Here is a 17,731-nt window from a genome sequence, read left to right on the forward strand (position 1 = left end):
GGAACCGGTGCACTTTTCTATCACGCGCGGGCAGCACTCTAAATCGTTGCGGAGCCGAAGTAGGCCTGGAATTATTTCGAGAACTGCAGCCGGGCGACGCTGGAGCGTTCCACCAGTTCGGCGGCTACGCGTATGACGTTGGGTTTTCCCGACGTCTTGCCCTGCGTATTGGATAAAGCGAGCTGCACGGAGTGCCGGGCGAGCAGATCTATGGGTTGCCTGACGATGGTCAGGGCCGGGGTCATGAGTTCGGTCCAGGGTGAATCTTCGAAAACGATGACGGACAGGGTGCGAGGGATGTCGATTCCGGCGTGGGAGAGGCGCCGCAAAACTTCGGTTACCTGGGCGGTATTTGCCACAACCAAAGCGGTGGGCGGCTCATCGATGGCGAGCAGCGCCGACGCTGCATCTCCTCCCGCCAGCCCGCGGAACGCGGTGTGCCGGATGAGGAGCTCATCCTGCTCCAGGCCGGCTGTTTCCAGGGCTTGCCGATAGCCGGCAATCCTGTCCCGGCCGGTGGTCGAGGCAGCCGGCCCGGAAATGATGCCGATGCGGCGGTGGCCGTGCGCCGCGAGCAGCGCCGTTGCGGCCCGGGCGGATTCAAAGTTGTCGATGCTGACAACGTCAACTTCGGGGAGCGACGGTATTGATCGGTCGACAAAAACCACCTCAGTGCCCAGGTCCTGGAGCTGCTTCCAGATTGCCAGGTTGTTGCCGGTCGGGGTCGCGATAATCCCGCTGACCCTGCGTTCGATCAGTGTCGCCAGGCGCTCTGACTCCAGCTGGTCATCCTCCTGAGTGGTCATCAGCAGCACCTGGATTCCGCGGGCGTGCGCCTCCTGCACCACCTGGTCCGCGAGCCGGGCGAAAAAGGGATTGGAAACGTCGGCGAGCAGCAGCCCCAGCGTAGTAGGCGGGCCATACTTAAGCTCCCTGGCCGCCGTGCGGGGGTGGTAACCGAGGCTCTTCATCACGTCATTCACCCTGGCGCGGGTAGCTGCAGCGACCGGACCCGACCCCGGATTCAGCACCCGGGAGACAACGGCAACGGACACCCCGGCCGCCTGGGCAACATCGCGGATGGTCGGTTGTTTCTGCACGCCTACTCCTTGTCTGGCACTTCCTGGACATCTGGGAACCTTTTTTAGCCTAGGGCTTGACCTTGGGCCTACCCCTATGACATAAAAGTGTAACCGGTTCCACTTCGTTTACCTACTGGCCTTTCGCTGTTCTGCAGGCTCGCCCCAATGGGCGGGACGCGAGGTGAAAGAGGAACCCCAAAAGCTGCGGTTGATCCCAGACCAGCCCGCATCCCTTCCGGAACAGCGCCGTATCCCTTGAAAGGCAACCCATGAATCTGCACCATCTCCTGACCAAGCGCGAGGCCGACGGAAAGCCCATCCGGGTCGGCCTGATCGGCGCCGGACGCTACGGGACGATGTACCTGGCCCAGGCAAACAACATCCCGGGCATCCACGTCGTCGCCATCGCAGACATCAACGTCAAGCGCGCTGAAGGTGCTTTCGAACTCGTTGGATGGCCTAAAGACCAGATCGCCCCCGACATAGCAACCGCTTTGCGGGACCGCTCCACCGCAATCGTGGCCAACGCCGACGAGCTTTTCGACGTCGACATCGACATCATCGTCGAAGCCACCGGCAACCCCATCGTTGGTGTCAAGCACGCGCTGCGCGCCATCGAAACGAAAAAGCACATCATCATGGTCACGGTTGAAGCCGACGCGTTGGCAGGGCCCGCTCTTGCCAAGCGGGCAGAAGCAGCCGGCGTTGTCTACTCGATGGCATACGGCGACCAGCCGGCCCTCATCATGGAACTTGTCGACTGGGCCCGCACCAGTGGATTCGACGTCGTCTGCGCCGGCAAGGGCGCCAAATTCCTCGAGCACTACCACGAGATGAACCCCGACAACGTCTGGGAGAACTGGGAATTCTCCAAGGAGCTAACCGACTCCGGGCAGCTGAACCCCAACATGCACACCTCCTTCCGGGACGGCACCAAGGCCGCCATCGAGATGGCCGCCGTCGCCAACGGGGCAGGACTGGTCCCCTCTGACACCGGGCTGACCTTCACGCCCGGAGACGTTGAGGAAATCGCCTCAATCTGCCGCCCCGCCGACGTCGGAGGAGCCCTCGCGCACGAAGGGACCGTCGACGTCATGTCCAGCGTCAAGCGCGACGGCACCTGGATCCCCCACAACACCCAGGAAGGCGTCTTCGTCGTCGTGAAGGCCACGAACGACTACGTCTCCGGCTGCTTCAACGAATACCCCTGGCACCCGGACCCCACCGGCCAGTACGCCGCCCTGTACCGCCCCTACCACTACGTCGGCCTGGAACTGAACGTATCCATCGCCAACGCCGTCCTCCGCGGAATCCCCACGGGCTCACCCATAGGCTTCTTCGGCGACGTTGTCGCCACCGCCAAGAAAGACCTCAAAGCCGGTGAATTCCTCGACGGCGAAGGCGGATACACCGTCTGGGGCCAACTCGTTTCGGCGAAGCACTCCGTCACTACCGGTGCACTGCCGGTCGCGCTGGCCCACCACGTGGAACTGCGCAACGACGTAGCCAAGGGCGGGATCGTCCGCTGGGACGACGTCATCATGGACGACTCACTCGCCCAGGCCCTCGAACTGCGCCGCGAAACGGAAGCCCTTGCCCTTGAGGAAGACCTCGCCGCTCGCAGCTAAGTCTGAAGAACACTCCTGCGGATGTTCCTTGCGGACCGACGGACTTCAAACCGTCGGTCCGCGCCCCGTCCTCAAGGACCCTCCCACGCCCCTCAAGGGCACCTACACCACAAGGAGAACCGCACCATGACCATCGTCGTCACCGCTGCTTTCAGCCCCAAGGAAGGCGCCTTCGACCAGGTCGTCGCCGCCCTCTCCCCCGCCATCAGCGAAGTCCACCAGGAACCCGGCTGCCTGCTCTACGCGATCCATGAAGCCCCCAACAACCAGATCCTCATGATCGAGAAATGGGAATCAGCCGATCTGCTCGACGCCCACGGCGAAGGTGAACCAGTCAAGCGCCTGAACGCCTCCCTCGAAGGCCTGCTGGAAAAACCTGTCGTAGTGACCCGGCTGGCGCCGATCCCCGCAGGAACAGCACAACAAGGGGCCCTATAGTGCACCGCACGTTAGTGGTCATGGGAGTGTCGGGGGCAGGAAAGACGGCAGTCGGCACCGTGCTTGCCGCGCGTTTAGGGGCGTCCTTCGTCGACGCTGACTCACTGCACCCGGCAGCAAACGTTCAAAAAATGGCTGCCGCGATCCCGCTCACCGACGAGGACAGGTGGCCTTGGCTGGACATCGTCGGTGCCGAACTCTCGGATCCACCACCGGAGGGAATTGTTGTTGCCTGTTCAGCGCTCAAGCGCGCCTACAGGGATGCCATTCGCACGGCTGCTCCTTCAACCGAATTCATCCTTTTAAACGCGGACCCCGGTGTGCTGGAAAAACGGCTGGTCCAACGACCCGGTCATTTCATGCCCGCGTCCCTTCTCGCCTCACAACTGGAAACCCTTGAGCCCCTCGAAGCAGACGAGGCAGGAATGACCCTGACTTCTGAGGCAGGCATTGAAGAAACAACGGAGCGAATCCTCGCCGGCTTGGTGCCGGCGCAGTAGCTGCCGCCCTGCGGTCAGGCAGTTACGGAGCAACCCGCCCAGCCAAAAAGCCCGCCTCACCCAATGCATGGGTGAGGCGGGCTTTTTGGCCGCTGTTTCGTGCCGCACTTTACATCGCAGCGGAGGCCGTTCGTTGGCTAGTCCGCCGAACCGGCGCGGCCGATGCGATAGGTTCTCCTTGCTGTTTCGGCAAAGAGGTCCCGGCGTTCGCCACCCGTCATGGCGGCCGTTACGTTGTCGAAGGCAGCGTAGAGCTCAGTGAAACTGGAGTAGAGGCTGTCCACGGGGAAGTTGCTTCCGAACATTGTGCGGGACGGGCCAAAGGCCTCGATGGTTTCAAGGATGATCGGCCGTATGGACGCCGTCGTCCAGGAGTGGTCGTTGGTTCCCAGTGCGGAGATCTTGGTGACTACGTTTGGCTGCTTTGCCAGCTTTTCCATGCCTGCCCGCCAGTCCCGGAGGGAGGCCGGGTCGCGGTGAATGGGCATCGCCGCGTGGTCCAGGATGATGGTTGTGTCCGGATGGTTGGCAGCCAGTTGCGCGGCTTGGTCCAGTTGGTCCGGGAAGATTTGCAGGTCGAAGGACAGGCCCAGGGAAGACAGGTGTGAGAATCCCTTCAGCCAGAGCGGGTCGGTGATCAAGTCAGCGCGGGAAGTATGGGTATACCGGGGGTCCGGGTGCCAGTTGAGGATGTCCCTGATTCCCCGTACCGATGGGATGGAGGCAAGCCGTTCCAGTTGGCCCAGCACGCCTGGATCGGCCAAGGAAGCCTTGGCCACTTGGCCCGAAGGCAAGCCGCTGCTTTCATGTACCTCATGGATCCACTCCGCTTCCCACAACGGATTCGCGGCGCCGTTTTCCATATGGACGGAGCCGGTCAGCTTGAATTCGTGGGCGTCGGCCAGGTAATCCTCGATGAAGTAGTTGCGCCTCAGCGGGCGGTCGTCCCCGTGGTAGCGAAACGGTTTTGCCGGGCCCTGAAGCCAGGGGTAGGAGCGGGAAAAGTCACACAGGTGGTGATGGGCATCGATGATTCCAAAATCCAGCAAGGGCTTCCTCCTGTCAGCTAGGTGCCGTATGTGGGACCAGCAGAGCCGGAAACGGCGGCAGATGTTTCGGCCTGCCGCCGTTTCCGGCTCTATTTGGTAGGTGCCTTCTTCAGCCGAGACTGGGTCAGGCTGTGGCTTCTTTTTGTGGTTCTGATTTTCTTTTCTTCAGCAGTGGCCATCCCTTGCTGCCCTGGTCCAGGGCGACGGCAATGACGACGACGAGACCGGTGACGATCTGTTCGTAGAAGCTGGGGACGTTGAGCAGCACCAGGCCGTTGGTAAGCGCCCCAAGGATCAGGGCGCCGACCAAGGTACCGGCAATGCGCCCTTCGCCGCCCATGAGGTTGGCTCCGCCGATCACCGCCGAGGCGATCGCTGTCAGCAGGTACGGGCTGCCGGCATCGGTTTGGGCCGCGTTGATGCGGGCTACGATGACCAAGCCGCCAACTCCCGCGAGTACGCCGGAGAGCGCGTAGACGGCGATTTTCACTCTGTCGACGCGGACGCCGGAAAGCCAGGCCGTTTCTTCGCTGCCGCCGGTAGCGATAACGTTCTGCCCGAAGACTGTCCGGCGCAGCAGCAGCCAGCAGAGGATCGCGAGGACCGCCACGAGGATCACCGCGACCGGGATGCCGCCGACGTAGCTGTTGAGCATGAAGACAAAGTCCCTGGGGACGTTGTAGACAGGGCGCCCGTTTGTGACCACGTAGGCGAAGCCCTGGTAAATACTCATGGTTCCGAGTGTGGCGATGAACGGGGGCAGCTTAAGTTTGGTGATGAGCAGCCCGTTGACGGCTCCGCAGGCCAGGCCCAGGGCAATGCCTGCGAGCAGGGCGAGGAACGGCGAGGTGCCTGCGTTAACCATGAGGGAGGCAGTTACGATCCCGACGAAGCTCGCGATGGAGCCGACGGCGAGGTCAATGCCGCCGGTGATGATGACGAACGTGATCCCAAGCCCGATGATGGCGTTGACGCTGGCTGAGATGGCGATGTCCCGAAGGTTGCCGGAGGTGAGGAAGTTGGGGTTCAGCAACCCGAAAATGAGGAAGATGACAACCGCGGCGATGTAAATTCCCAGTGCCTGGAGGTTCAGTGCAGGCCGGGTGCGTGACTTTTTGATGGCTGTTGCGAAGGGCCTTCGGTTCGTCCCGTCCTTTCCGCTGTCTTCGGCCTGGTCTTTCTTTGGCAGGGTGGGCTGGCTCATGTCGTTGTTCTTTCTGCGATGCCCATGGCGTTGGCCACGAGGCTGTGTTCGTTGATGTCGTCGCCGGTGTGTTCGGAAACGAACTGACCCTGGCGCATCACTTTCACCCGATCGCTGAGGGAAATGATCTCGGGCAGGTCTGAGGAGACCACGATGACTGCGCTTCCGGCTTTGGCCAGCGCGTCGATGAGTTCATAGATTTCGACTTTGCCGCCGACATCCACACCCTTTGTTGGTTCATCGAAGAGAAATACCTTGGTATTGCGCCACGTCCACTTGGCGATAACAATTTTTTGTTGGTTGCCGCCGGAGAACTGCCGGGCGTTGAGGCGCACATTGGCCGGCCGGAGCGACATGCGCGCGGCGGCTTCTTCGGCGGCGGCGATCTGCTTCCGCACGCTGATGATGGGCCCGAAGCCGTTAAACTGCCTGTCGGCGGTGAGTGCGACGTTGAAGTAGGCAGGCACCTGCAGGACCAGGCCCTGGTGCTTGCGTTCTTCGGGGATAAAGGCGATGCCGGCATTTCTGCTGTCCCGTGGGGAGCGGATCCTGCGCTTTTTCCCGTCCACACTCACGGTGCCGGTGCTGCCCTTGTCCGCCCTGATGATGGCCCGCAGGAACTCGGTACGGCCCGATCCGACCAGGCCTGCAATACCCAACACTTCGCCGGCCCGGACGTCCAGGGAAAGAGGACCGCCACCGGTGGGGTGGCTGACCCCTGAGGCCGAAAACAGGATAGGAGCCCCTGGCTGGACCGGGTGCTGCCGCTTGAACGACAGCAGCTCCCGGCCCACCATGTTTCGCACGATGTCCTGCTCCGAGGTTTGCGCGATCGGCTGTGTGTAGTTCACAGTGCCGTCCCGCAGGACTACAACCTTGTCGGAAACACTCATGACTTCGGGCATCTTGTGTGAGACGTAGATGATGCCTACCCCGCGGGTATGGGCGATCTCCCGTACGCGGTTCAGCACGCCTTCGACGTTGTGTTCCAGCATGCTGGTGGTGGGTTCGTCGAGGGCCACGATCTTGGCGCCGAACGCCAGCGCCCTGGCAATGGTTAGAGCGTGCCTTTGTGCAGGGCTAAGCCCCCGAACGGAGGCTTTGGCCTTAAGCGGGAACCCCATCTGGGCGACGTCCGCCAGCGCCTGCTCGATGTCTTTGCCGGCGTCCCGGCGCTGGCGAGACGTGCGGCCCAGCACCAAATTTTGCTCAACGGACAGTTGCGGAACGATGGCCGGTTCCTGGTGGGCGATTCTCACCCCGTCAGCCAGTGCCTGGCGGGGTGAGAAGTGCTGCCGTACGATGCCCTCAATGATCACGGACCCGTGGTCCGGGACGAGGGAGCCGCCCAGGATGGCGAGCAGAGTGCTTTTGCCCGCCCCGTTTTCGCCGGCCAGTGTGCAAATCTCTCCGCGTTCCAAGGTGAAGCTGACATCGTTTAGAGCGCGGACTCCGGGGAATGACTTCGCGATATTCTGCAGTTCAAGCAGCGGTGTAACCATGATGGGTGTCGTTTCTGCCTTACGGCATTCCGGTCGGGTACTCCCCGACGTTCTCAGAATCGATAATGAAGGCCGGAACGTCGATCCATCCGGGAACCTTCTTGCCGGCCATCAGCCAAAGCGCTGCGTCCACGCCGCTGGCACCTTCGGTCACGGGCTGCTCACTGACCGTGGCGGTCATGTTGCCGGCCTGAATTTCCTTCTTGGCCTGCGGGATGCCGTCGGTACCGACCAGCACCACCTTGCCCGTGAGATTCTTGGCAGCAATGGCAGCCGCGACTCCGAACGCCATGCCGTCATTCTGTGAATAGAACGCCTTGATGTCGGGGTTGGCCGTGAGCATGGCCGTGGCAATCTCCTGTGCCCTGGTCTGATCCCACTTCGCGGTCTGGGAAGCGACCAACTCCAAGTTCGGATGCTTGGCAAGGCCATTCTTGAACCCTTCGCCCCGGTTCAGTGCGTTGGATGATCCCGGGTCGCCTTCGATCATGGCGACCTTGCCGCCTTCAGGCAGCTTGGACGCGATGTAATCAGCAGCCGTTTCGCCGATCGTCAGGGCGTCAGGGCCGACGTAAACACTCCCGGGGATATTGCCCTTGGCATCGTTGAGGATGACCACAGGCACGTTCTGCGCCAGGGCATCGGTAAAGACCGTGTCCAGGCCCGTCGCGGAAATCGGCGAGGCAAGCAGGGCGCTGCAGCCCTGGTTTGCGGCGCTCTTTGCCTTGTCCAGCTGTTCGGTGATGGAGGATTCGTCAGTCACGTCGAAGGTTTGGTAGTTAACGCCGAGACGCTTTGCCTCTGCTTCGAAGCCGTCCCGCTCAAATCCCCAGAACTCATTGGACAGCGTCCGGGTGATGTAGCAAAGCTTCGTGTCGGCGGCCGGCGCCGCCGGTTCACCAAGGCTGGCCTTTACATCCGTAATGGGTGTCTTCGCCGAAGCGTCAACGAGGCTGACCAGGTCGCCGCCGCCGGATTCCGGGGCCTGGCCCACTGGACCGTCAGGGGTAGCACTGCAGGCTGCGAGTAAGGCGACTGCCGCCGTGGCGGCAAACAGCTGCGTAACAGCGCGGGGAAGTTTAGTCATTGTGATAATTCCTTTCATCATTGGAAGGCCCGCAACATGCGGCACTCTTGCTAAATTCCGTTGCGGTACTGGGGCACCCGCAACGTTTCTTGCTTTGTGTGCTGGTCCAGCAGGATGCTGGTCAGCTAATGGCCAACGGAGGTGTTGGCAAGGGAAACTCCGACGACGTCCTCGATATGACGGACGTCAGCAGTTGTAAGGAAGGACTCAGGCCTGCTGCACACGAGCCTGCCCGCCTCATTGGCCGCCCTGAGGCACAACGGAAACGGATGGCCGTTTGCCATCGCCACAACCAGTGTTCCCAGGAAGCTGTCACCGGCACCGACTGAATTGACCACCACTGCCGGCTCGACGTCCGCCTGCACGAAGTCATTTCCGTGCAGGGCCGCCACCCCGCCGCCGCCGAGAGTCAGGACAGGAGTCTTCGCGCCGGCTTCCCGCAGAGCAGTCAGCAGCACCAGGACGTCAGTGGTAAGCGGGACATCCAGTACGTGGCAGGCTTCGCGGAGGTTTAGAACGACGATGTCCGCGAGGCGGAGGAGCGCCCTGGCCTCGGCACAAACCGGAGAGAGGTTCAGAACCACCGCAGAACCGAGTTCCCGGAAGCGGGTGGCTGCCCGTCTGACGGTGGGAAGCGGCACTTCGAGGTTCAGGACTACGAACGCCGGCGGATCGTGCGCTTCGACGTAGGCGTCAATGTCTGCCGGCGAGAAGTTTCCGTTGGCTCCGGGAATGACGACGGTGTCGTATTCGCCCTGGGAATCGATTCTGACGTGACCTACGCCGGTGTGGGTCCGCTCATCGCGGATGATGCCTTCGGTGGTGATCCCCCGATCGCGGAGAGTGCCGATGATAAAATTTCCCAGATGGTCTGAGCCCACACGGGCCACGAGGGTGACCGCCGGGTCCACCGCTGCGATGCTCATCGCGGCATTCAGACTTTTGCCGCCCGCGGCCATCTCGAAGTTGTCACCCGTCACATAGCCTGCAGCGCTTACTTCTGCGCCGCGATACGCAATAAGGTCGGCGTTTACCGACCCGACCACGCAGACACCGGTTGGCCGCACTTAGACACCCACTGCTTTCGACCACAATACGGATGATGAGTGCAGAGCATCCCCGCTGGGGAGATCGGGATAGTCCCGAACCAGCTCGCGGGCCTTCTGGATGATGGTCCCCATCCTCTCGATGTTCATCTCGCATTCGGCGACAGGGTTCTCACGTACCGGATCGGTGTCGAAGTAGTACGTTCCCTGGTATCCCTCGCGGAGCAGGTAGTACACAAGTTCCAGCGTCTCCGCGAAGTGGATCGACGCTACCACGAGGCCGTCGTCAGCTACCCCGTGGGAATCGTTAAGCTGCAGCCCGAACAGTTTCTGGTCACGCAGGCACATGGCTGCCGACTGGGAAGGATTCTCACGGGCCATCAGGAGGTGCCCGAAATCCAAGGTGACGCCAAGGTTCGGGCGGTCACAGTCCTTGATGAGGTTCATGACCGCGCCGGTGGTGTTAAGAATGGTGCGTCCACGCGGTTCGGCCGGCTTGTACTCAATGGAAATGCGAATGTCCTGGTCAACGTCAGCGACTTTCCGCAGGCTTTCCACCATCCAGCCCCATGACTTCATGTAATCCATCTGCAGAGGGTATTCATACCCATCATGGGCGGGCCACAGCAGCACATGGTCGGCGCCGAATTCGCGGCAAAGGCTGATGGCTTCCTTGACCATCCCTACTGCAGCTTCCCGGAGCGCGGGGTCAGGATTCGTGAATCCCCCATTGGAAAACTGGGGTGCCGGCCAACGGAGCTGGATGCCGCGCACGTCAAGTTCGGCCTTTTTCAAGGCCGCCTTGATGTCCTCGACTGAATCGCTTACGAAGTGCTCCGGGTAGTTCAGTTCAAGGGTTGTCAGGCCCTTAACGCTGCCGGCAATGGCGATCAGGTCGATCACCGAATCCTCACCACTGGGATACTTCTTTCCCTTGCCCAAGGCAAAGGAGTTAAGGCGTGTGGAGTACTTGATGTCTGTCATTGCAGTTCGCTTTCGATCGTGGAGGCCACCCGGTCCACATGGACGGCGATCGAAATTCCTGACGGAACTTCGGCTCTGAAGTTGGGCTGGTATTGGAAGTCTATGATCCAAAATCCCCGGAAACGGTGGCAGAATCGATATTGAGGCACAGATTTTTCACTGCTGAATATTCATTCAGTACCGCTCTTCGCCTTGGCTAGTCGACGGGCAGTCCGCCTTCCGCCTAAGGGAGTAAAGCTTTCCGCAGGACGGGCAAGTCCACGCGTTATTCGGGCCTGCATAAATATTCAGACACGCACCGAAAGTTACGAAATATGACGCAGTTCACAGAATCATCGACCTTATTGTCGGTCAGCACCGAACAACTTCGACTCTTCACGAAGATCGCCGTGCTCTACCACGAGGAAGGCCTTTCTCAGGGTGACATCTCCCAGCGACTGAACCTCTCCCAGGCAAGGGTGTCGCGATACCTCAAGAACGCAGTTGACCTAGGAATAGTGCGGACGTCCATCGTCCAGCCGGCGGGAATCTATGTCGGACTCGAAAAGGCCCTCGAGGAGAAGTACAAGCTCCGTGAAGTCGTGGTCGTGGACGTCATGGACGGCGCTTCACTGGGCATGAGGCTAGGCTCGTCTGCAGCTACCTACTTGGAAACCACGATTGACGCCAACGACTACGTGGGAATCTCCTCGTGGAGCACCACCCTCCTGCACACAGTTGAAGCCATGCGCTCACGCCCCAGGAAAATCGCGAGCGAAGTCATCCAGCTCATCGGCGGCGTAGGCAGTCCCCAAGCCCAGATGCAGGCCAGCCGCCTGGTCTCCCACCTCGCGGAACTCACTTCCGCCAAGCCCTACTACATGGGATGCCCCGGCCTCGTCGCCAATCAACAGATTCGCGAAGCGTTCCTCGGGGATCCCGCCGTGGCCGCATCAGTAGAAGCATGGGAGCGCCTGACAACGCTGCTGGTAGGAATCGGAACATTCCCCGCCTCACCACTCTGGCAAGCCAGCGGAAACGCCCTAAGCAGTGCAGAAGAAGGAGAACTATCGCGGGCGGGGGCAGTCGGCGAGATCTGCCTGCGATTCTTCGACATCAACGGCGTGCCCATGAAACCCGCCATTGAAGAACGGGTGATATCCATTGAGGCCGAGGCCATGATGCAGGTACCCCGCCGCGTCGGTGTAGCCGGCGGCATGGGCAAACTGGACGCCATCCGCGGCGCCGTAGCCGGCGGGTGGATCAACGTCCTGATCACCGACGCCGACGTAGCACGACAGCTCCTCGAACGACCACAGTTGTAAATTCGCTGACACGAAGCCTGCCGCAGCCGGTGAGTTCACCCTGCGCCACGCGGGGCGGGGTGCTGCCTGGCCCTACCGCACGAGGGGCTTACCAAGGAGCCCATCTGAAGCACACCCACAGCCTGACGAAGACCGATTACCGGCTCTCCATAACTGGCTGAGGAAGTCCCTCCCAAAGGGCGGTTCCGTCCATTACGCGGAGGTCGCGGTAGGTGGTCGGACTAAAGGGCCACCAGCGTTGTCAGTGTTGAGGCGAGAGTGTCTGCAAGTTCTTTCCCCTTGACTACAAAATGTTGGGAATACTGGTTGCGGTGCTCTTCGTGCTCGTGAAAGTGATGAGGAGTTAGGACACCGGAAAATACTGGTACGTCCGTTTCCAATTGCACTCTCATGAGGGCGTCCACGACGCTTTGTGCTACAAATTCGTGGCGATAGATACCACCGTCTACGACCAGGGCTGAGGTGGCGATACCGTCGTACTGGCCGGACACTGCGAGCCGTCGGACGAGTAACGGAATTTCGAAGGCCCCGGGCACTTGGTGGACAGCCACGTTGACGATGCCCAGTTCCTTGAGTTGCGTTTGGAAGCTGTCGACGGCTCGGTCCACGATGTCGGCGTGCCATCGGGCACTAACGATGGCTACCCGGAGGGAGGAAGTGGATGGCATGTCGTTCCTGTTCTTGCGTTGTGGTCCAGGACTTCACAGCAGTTGAGAGTGAATCTATAGGCTTGGAACGGCTTAGGGGGACACGAGCGCTGCGGGCACCCGGGCACCCACAGCCGGGCGCACGGCGCTAGGCGCCGGCGGGGTTGATCACCATATGACGAAGCCGCCGTCGACCAGCAGATCGACACCTGTTACGAAGGATGCTGCGTCGCTGAGGAGGAATGCCACGGGCCCGGCAATATCTTCGGGTTCTGCGTTTCTGCCCAAGGGGGTATCTTGTGCGTATCCTGCCATTGCGCTGGCCTGCTCGGGGCGCTTTGTCATGGGTGTGTTGGTGTATCCCGGGCTGACGCTGTTGACTCTGATGCCACGGGAGGCCCATTCCCAGGCGAGGCTCTTGCCCAGATGGACTACTCCGGCCTTCGCGGTGTTGTAGTGGGCCTGGACAAGCCCTCTGTTGGCGATGGTGGCTGACATGGAGGCGATGTTAACGATGGATCCACCGCCGTTGCGGAGCATCGCGTTGCCTTCGGCCTGGCAGGACAGGAACACCCCTGTCAGGTCGACGTCCAGAACCTTCTGCCACTGCGCCAGTGGCATGTCTTCCGCGGGGGCGGCGTTGGCAATACCGGCGGCGTTGACGGCCAGCGAAATGGCTCCCAGTTCCTTTTCGATGCTGGCCACGGCATCGATCATGTCCTGGGGCTGGGTCACATCCGCCGCGACGTAGGCTGCGCGCCCGCCGGAATTCTTGATCTCGGCTGTAACACCTTCCAGGTCGCTTCCGGCGAGATCGACGCAACCAACAGCGGCTCCGAGTTCAGCGATGGCCACGGCGACGGCCCTGCCGATGCCGCTGCTTGCTCCTGTTACGACGGCTGTTCTGTTTTCCAGTGTGAATTTTGGTGCACTCACGGTGGTTCTCCTAGGTGAAGGGGTTAATAGTTCCCGATGAGACGGGGTGGGGACTGGCGATCAGCGGCCGCTCAGAAACTTACTTCCGGCAGCGGGGAGCGGTCAGCTCTGGTGGCGGCGGACGATCGACTGCAGGTCCTTGAAGTTGCCTTGAACGTTGGCGTAGATGTCCTTGTACAACTGGAAATACTCCATATACATTTCGTGGTTCTGCTGGTCGGGCTCAAGGTGTTCCCGATAGGTGCACCATTCCTTGGCGACGCTGAAGTCGTCGAAGACTCCCACGCCCACGCCGGCCAGGATTGCGTCTCCGAGGGGCGCTCCCGTGCGGCCCTTGAGCATTGCGGTGGGGATGCCGAACACGTCAGTGATGATCCGGCGCCAGACTTCGCTTTTCGCGCCCCCCTCGTTGAAGATGAGGGGGTGGTTAATCTTCAGGCCCGTCCGCTGGAGAACCGAGAAGGAATCGAAGAGCGCGTAGGCAACGCCTTCCATGAAAGCCCGGAAGACGTGGCCTCGGTGATGGTGCAGTGATAGACCAAACATGACTGCACGGGCTGACGTGTCCCAAATCGGGGAGCGCTCACCCATCAGGTAGGGCAGCACCAGCAGCCCTTCGCTGCCAGGCGGGACGTCGCGGGCCTGCAAGGTGATCAGGTCATAGGAGCTGACCTTCAGGAGCCGCTCAACATCGGCCTCGCCCTCGCCGAAGGTATCGCGGAGGTACCGCAGGGCCTGCCCGCCGGTGGTTGTCACCGCGACGGCCGAGAACGTGTCCCGGGGTGAGGTTGTGTAGGGGATGTTCACCATCCGGAGACCGTCCGGGGAGTTGAGGTAGTCCATGTTTTGGTGCACGACGCCAAGGACGCCGCTGGTCCCGAGGTTCAGCTGCATATCACCGGGTTCGACCGCTCCCCCGGCAATCCAGCCCGCGTTGCAATCGACCTGTCCTCCAACGACGCGCGTGCCGGCATGGAGGCCGGTGGCTCCGGCCGCCTCGGTCGTGATGCTTCCCACCACGTCCGTGCTGTCGCAGAGACGGGGAAGGATGTTCGGGTCAATGTGGAGCTTTTCCAGAATTTCGTTGTGGAAAACGCCTTTTCGGATGTCGAAGGCGACCCCGTAGAAAACGGCCGAGCTGGTGTTGAGGGTGAACTCCCCGGTGAGCCGGGACACGATGAAGCCGTCGATGGTGAGGGCCTTGTAGACCTTGTCATAGATCTGCGGTTTGTTCTTTTTGTACCAGACGAGGTTTACGAGGTTTGGATGGTCCTCGATCCGGTTGGCGGTCACGTCTTCGATGACGGACTCCCCCACCACATTCCTGATGTAGTTGACTTCCTCCAGTGCACGACGGTCCATGAGGTTCAAGGCGGGCGCCACCGGCCGGCCCTGGTCATCAACGAGCACCATGGACGGCAGGGCGCTGGAAACAGCAATCCCGACGATCTCTTGAGGCAGGCACTGCGTATCGCGCAGTACCTGCTGAACCATTTCGCAGGTAACACGCCAGTAGGTCTCCGGGTCGTGTTCTGACCAGCCCGGACGGGGGTGGAAGATGGGGTATTCACGGAACGCGTATGCCAGGACTTCGCCTTGGTCATCAATGATGCAGGCTTTGGCTCCGCCTGTTCCGAAATCTATCCCGAGTAGCCGAGTGGCCATCTAAATTCTCTCCTATTTGCGGTACAGCATGAGCGTGAATTGAACCCGTCGCTGTAGTGTATTCGGGCCTGCCGTGGCGCTATTTAACTACTGCCACTCCGCGGCGGTCGAAGGTCAGGAGAACCGCGAGGATGACCACGAGTCCTTGAACGATCTGCTGCGCCGCCGGAGGAAGGCCGATGATCAGCATGCCGTTGGTCAGCTCCACCAGAATCAGAGTGCCGATGAGGCCTCGCGCCGCACCGCCCTGACCGCCGGAGAGCGGAGTACCGCCCATGACAATAGCGGCAATGGAAGGCAGGAGAAAGGAATTGCCGATATCGGGGGTGGCAGCGGTGGTGGAGAAGAGAACGAGTACTCCCGCGAGGGCACAGCACAGGCCGCTGGCGCCGAAGGCGAGTGCCTTCACCCAAGGGACATTGACTCCACATACCTTCGCGGCGCGTTCATTCCCGCCGATCGCGTAAATGAACCGGCCGGTCGCGGTGCGCCTCAGGAAGACGATCAGCAGCAGCCAAAGAATGACGGCGTACACCAAAGGCAGGGGGAAGATGCCGAAGAGGCTGCGCTGGAAGGCTGCGTTGAGGGGGCCGCTGATCAACTGGACGGGAAAACCTCCGGACAGAAGGAGGGCAATGCCGCCAAAGGCGAAGGAGGTTCCCAGTGTCACCAGGAATGAGGGGAGCTTGATGTAGGAGCAGATGACGCCGTTGAACAGGCCGATCAGCAAACCAAGCGGTAGCACCAGGAACACGGCTGCCTGGCCCATGGACTGCGCCAGCAGCGCAGCTGACACCGCGCAGAGCGAAACGATCGCGCCCACGGACAGATCGATGGAGCCGAGTAGTATCGGCGCTGTTCCTGCGGCGACCACGAGGAGCAGCACGGATGCTTGGCGCATCATGCTGTCGAGGTTGCCCGGGGACAGGTATTGCGGGTTCATCGAGGTAAAAATGATGGGCAGGATGACCAGGGCCGCGACCAACAACAGCGTCTGGAGGCGGTCACGGTTCATCATCACCGGGGTCTGTATGGACCGGATCGGGCCAAGGCTCGTTTTTGCCGGCGGCTTGCCGTTGCTTGTGGGCGGCTTTTGGGCTGCCAGTCGTTCAGAACTCATGGTGATTCTCCTTTGAAACTATGAGGTTGCGGCGGCAAGTTCGGTCAGCGTTGGTTCTGCCCCGGACCGGCAATTGAATTCTGCGCTTACGCTTCCGTTGCGGAAAGCGATGAGCCGGTCGCAGATCGGCATAAGTTCTTCGGGTTCGTCGCTGGCGACGAGCACTGACACGCCACGGTCGGATGCTTCCAGGATTAGTCGGAAGATCTCGGACTTGGCGTGGACGTCGATACCGCGCGTGGGTTTGTCCAACACGATGACCTGCGCCGCCTCAGACAGGGCCCGGGCGACAAGAAGCTTTTGCTGATTGCCGCCGGACAGGGAACCGGAGGCCTGTTCCAGGCTGGCAACTTTGACGCCGTATTTGGATACAAGTTCTTGGGCAAAGACCTTCTCGGCCTTTGGTCTGCGGGCAAGGTCCTTTCGGTTCTCGGCTGCCATTGCACCCAGAGCCAGGTTGTCCTGAACGGAGTGAAGGAGCGAGAGTCCCTCCCCGCCCCGGTCAGCGGGAACAAACCTGACTCCAGCGTCAAGGGCGCCCTTGACGGCTGCCGGGACCTTTGTCCCGTTGACCAGAACTTGCCCGGATGATGGTTTGAGCAGACCCGAAATGCACCGTGCGATCTGTGTCTTTTCCTCGGATTCGCCGATAAGTGCAACAACTTCCCCTGGTTGCAAAACCAGGTTCACGGGTTCCGTCAGGCTGGGCAGTACGAGGTCTCGGAGCTCCAGCACTGGGTTTCCCTGCTCCGCGCGGGTCTCCCGGCGGGCATGTCGGGTGACTTCCGCTTCGCCGACCATAAGGTGGCCGAGTTCTTCGGCCGATGTCGTGCGTGGATCAGGTTCGCCCACCACACGCCCGTCGCGCAAAACCACCACCCTGTCGCTCCATTCCAAAAGCTCGCTGCCCCGGTGGGTGGTGAGGATAATGCCCATCTGACTGCGGAGCTTATTGATGTGGCCCTCCAGGAAGTCAACCTGGGTCTGGGTGAGGCCGCTTGTCGGTTCGTCCAGCAGCAAGACCGGCTTTTCGATCTTCGCCAGCCGGGCCATGTAGAGCGCCTTCGCGATTTCGACCAGTTGCCGTTCGGCCATGGTGAGTTGTTCTACGCGCTTTTTCGCGTCGAGGTCGCCGAGTCCAACCTCGTCCAGGAAGTCAGCCGCGGTTGCTGTGGTCCGCTTGGGTGTGAGCAGGCCAAACTTCCGGATGTATTTTTCTGTTCCGAGTGTGAGGTTCTCCGCAACGGTCAGGTTGTCGATGACGGAGAGCTCTTGATAGATGCGGAAGACACCTGCTTCGGTTGCCCCGGAATATGAGGTGGGCTTGAACTTTTTGCCGTCAAGAGACATCGATCCGGAATCGGCGGTGAAAACGCCCGACAGAATATTCAGCAGGGTGGATTTCCCGGCGCCGTTGTGCCCGGCAAGTCCGACGACTTCCCCAAGTTCAAGGTTGAAGGACACCGAGTCCAGTGCCTTAACTCCCTTGAACGCTTTGGTTAGGTCTTTGATCTCCAGCAGGGTGTTGTCCGTATCCAT

The 17,731-nt window shown here is 61.0% G+C and carries 16 protein-coding genes; 4 read left to right on the top strand and 12 right to left on the bottom strand.

From position 1 onward, the window contains the following. Window positions 1-71: 71 nt before the first annotated feature. Window positions 72-1,100, bottom strand: coding sequence for a LacI family DNA-binding transcriptional regulator (locus M1D32_RS17030; protein WP_458779793.1), 1,029 nt, complete (start codon window positions 1,098-1,100; stop codon window positions 72-74). A gap of 251 nt (window positions 1,101-1,351) precedes the next feature. Here M1D32_RS17030 and M1D32_RS17035 point away from each other — a divergent pair, with 251 nt between their 5' ends. From M1D32_RS17035 to M1D32_RS17045, 3 genes are all read left to right on the top strand, one after another. Next, entirely contained in the window at window positions 1,352-2,710 is a 1,359-nt protein-coding gene (locus M1D32_RS17035) for an NAD(P)H-dependent oxidoreductase (RefSeq protein ID WP_458779794.1), read from the top strand. 126 nt (window positions 2,711-2,836) lie between these two features. Next, the gene (locus tag M1D32_RS17040; protein WP_458779795.1) at window positions 2,837-3,148 is read left to right on the top strand and encodes a putative quinol monooxygenase; all 312 of its coding nucleotides are present in this window, start codon (window positions 2,837-2,839) and stop codon (window positions 3,146-3,148) included. Beyond that, window positions 3,148-3,648 carry a gluconokinase gene (locus tag M1D32_RS17045; protein WP_458779796.1) on the top strand — a complete coding sequence of 167 codons (501 nt, stop codon included), beginning with the start codon at window positions 3,148-3,150 and terminating at the stop codon, window positions 3,646-3,648. The genes M1D32_RS17040 and M1D32_RS17045 overlap by 1 nt, the downstream gene beginning before the upstream one ends. A 137-nt stretch (window positions 3,649-3,785) precedes the next feature. On the opposite strand, the gene M1D32_RS17050 is transcribed toward M1D32_RS17045, so the two are convergent. The 6 genes from M1D32_RS17050 to M1D32_RS17075 form a co-directional block, all read right to left on the bottom strand. Beyond that, window positions 3,786-4,697, bottom strand: a complete 912-nt coding sequence (locus M1D32_RS17050) for an amidohydrolase family protein (RefSeq protein ID WP_458779797.1) — start codon at window positions 4,695-4,697, stop codon at window positions 3,786-3,788. Window positions 4,698-4,821: 124 nt separating this feature from the next. Then, window positions 4,822-5,901: an ABC transporter permease gene (locus tag M1D32_RS17055; protein ID WP_458779798.1), complete on the bottom strand. Its 1,080-nt coding sequence runs from the start codon at window positions 5,899-5,901 to the stop codon at window positions 4,822-4,824. Further along, the gene (locus M1D32_RS17060; RefSeq protein ID WP_458779799.1) at window positions 5,898-7,403 is read right to left on the bottom strand and encodes a sugar ABC transporter ATP-binding protein; all 1,506 of its coding nucleotides are present in this window, start codon (window positions 7,401-7,403) and stop codon (window positions 5,898-5,900) included. Before M1D32_RS17060 ends, M1D32_RS17055 begins: the two co-directional genes overlap by 4 nt. A gap of 19 nt (window positions 7,404-7,422) precedes the next feature. Then, window positions 7,423-8,490 carry a sugar ABC transporter substrate-binding protein gene (locus tag M1D32_RS17065; protein WP_458779800.1) on the bottom strand — a complete coding sequence of 356 codons (1,068 nt, stop codon included), beginning with the start codon at window positions 8,488-8,490 and terminating at the stop codon, window positions 7,423-7,425. 125 nt (window positions 8,491-8,615) lie between these two features. Next, window positions 8,616-9,536: a PfkB family carbohydrate kinase gene (locus M1D32_RS17070; protein WP_458779801.1), complete on the bottom strand. Its 921-nt coding sequence runs from the start codon at window positions 9,534-9,536 to the stop codon at window positions 8,616-8,618. Between the two features lie 21 nt (window positions 9,537-9,557). Further along, window positions 9,558-10,520, bottom strand: a complete 963-nt coding sequence (locus M1D32_RS17075; protein ID WP_458779802.1) for a sugar phosphate isomerase/epimerase family protein — start codon at window positions 10,518-10,520, stop codon at window positions 9,558-9,560. A 314-nt stretch (window positions 10,521-10,834) separates the two neighbouring features. Between M1D32_RS17075 and M1D32_RS17080 the strand changes: the two genes are divergently transcribed. Next, window positions 10,835-11,824: a sugar-binding transcriptional regulator gene (locus tag M1D32_RS17080; protein ID WP_458779803.1), complete on the top strand. Its 990-nt coding sequence runs from the start codon at window positions 10,835-10,837 to the stop codon at window positions 11,822-11,824. Window positions 11,825-12,045: 221 nt separating this feature from the next. Here the strand turns inward: M1D32_RS17080 and M1D32_RS17085 are convergent, their stop codons facing one another. The 5 genes from M1D32_RS17085 to M1D32_RS17105 form a co-directional block, all read right to left on the bottom strand. Beyond that, window positions 12,046-12,492: a 6,7-dimethyl-8-ribityllumazine synthase gene (locus M1D32_RS17085; protein ID WP_458779804.1), complete on the bottom strand. Its 447-nt coding sequence runs from the start codon at window positions 12,490-12,492 to the stop codon at window positions 12,046-12,048. A 147-nt stretch (window positions 12,493-12,639) separates the two neighbouring features. Next, window positions 12,640-13,407 carry an SDR family oxidoreductase gene (locus tag M1D32_RS17090; RefSeq protein WP_458779805.1) on the bottom strand — a complete coding sequence of 256 codons (768 nt, stop codon included), beginning with the start codon at window positions 13,405-13,407 and terminating at the stop codon, window positions 12,640-12,642. Window positions 13,408-13,509: 102 nt separating this feature from the next. Further along, the gene (locus M1D32_RS17095; RefSeq protein WP_458779806.1) at window positions 13,510-15,072 is read right to left on the bottom strand and encodes an FGGY-family carbohydrate kinase; all 1,563 of its coding nucleotides are present in this window, start codon (window positions 15,070-15,072) and stop codon (window positions 13,510-13,512) included. A gap of 79 nt (window positions 15,073-15,151) precedes the next feature. Beyond that, window positions 15,152-16,192, bottom strand: coding sequence for an ABC transporter permease (locus tag M1D32_RS17100; protein WP_458779807.1), 1,041 nt, complete (start codon window positions 16,190-16,192; stop codon window positions 15,152-15,154). A gap of 18 nt (window positions 16,193-16,210) precedes the next feature. Next, entirely contained in the window at window positions 16,211-17,731 is a 1,521-nt protein-coding gene (locus tag M1D32_RS17105) for a sugar ABC transporter ATP-binding protein (RefSeq protein ID WP_458779808.1), read from the bottom strand.

The organism is Arthrobacter sp. D3-16 (assembly GCF_054408515.1).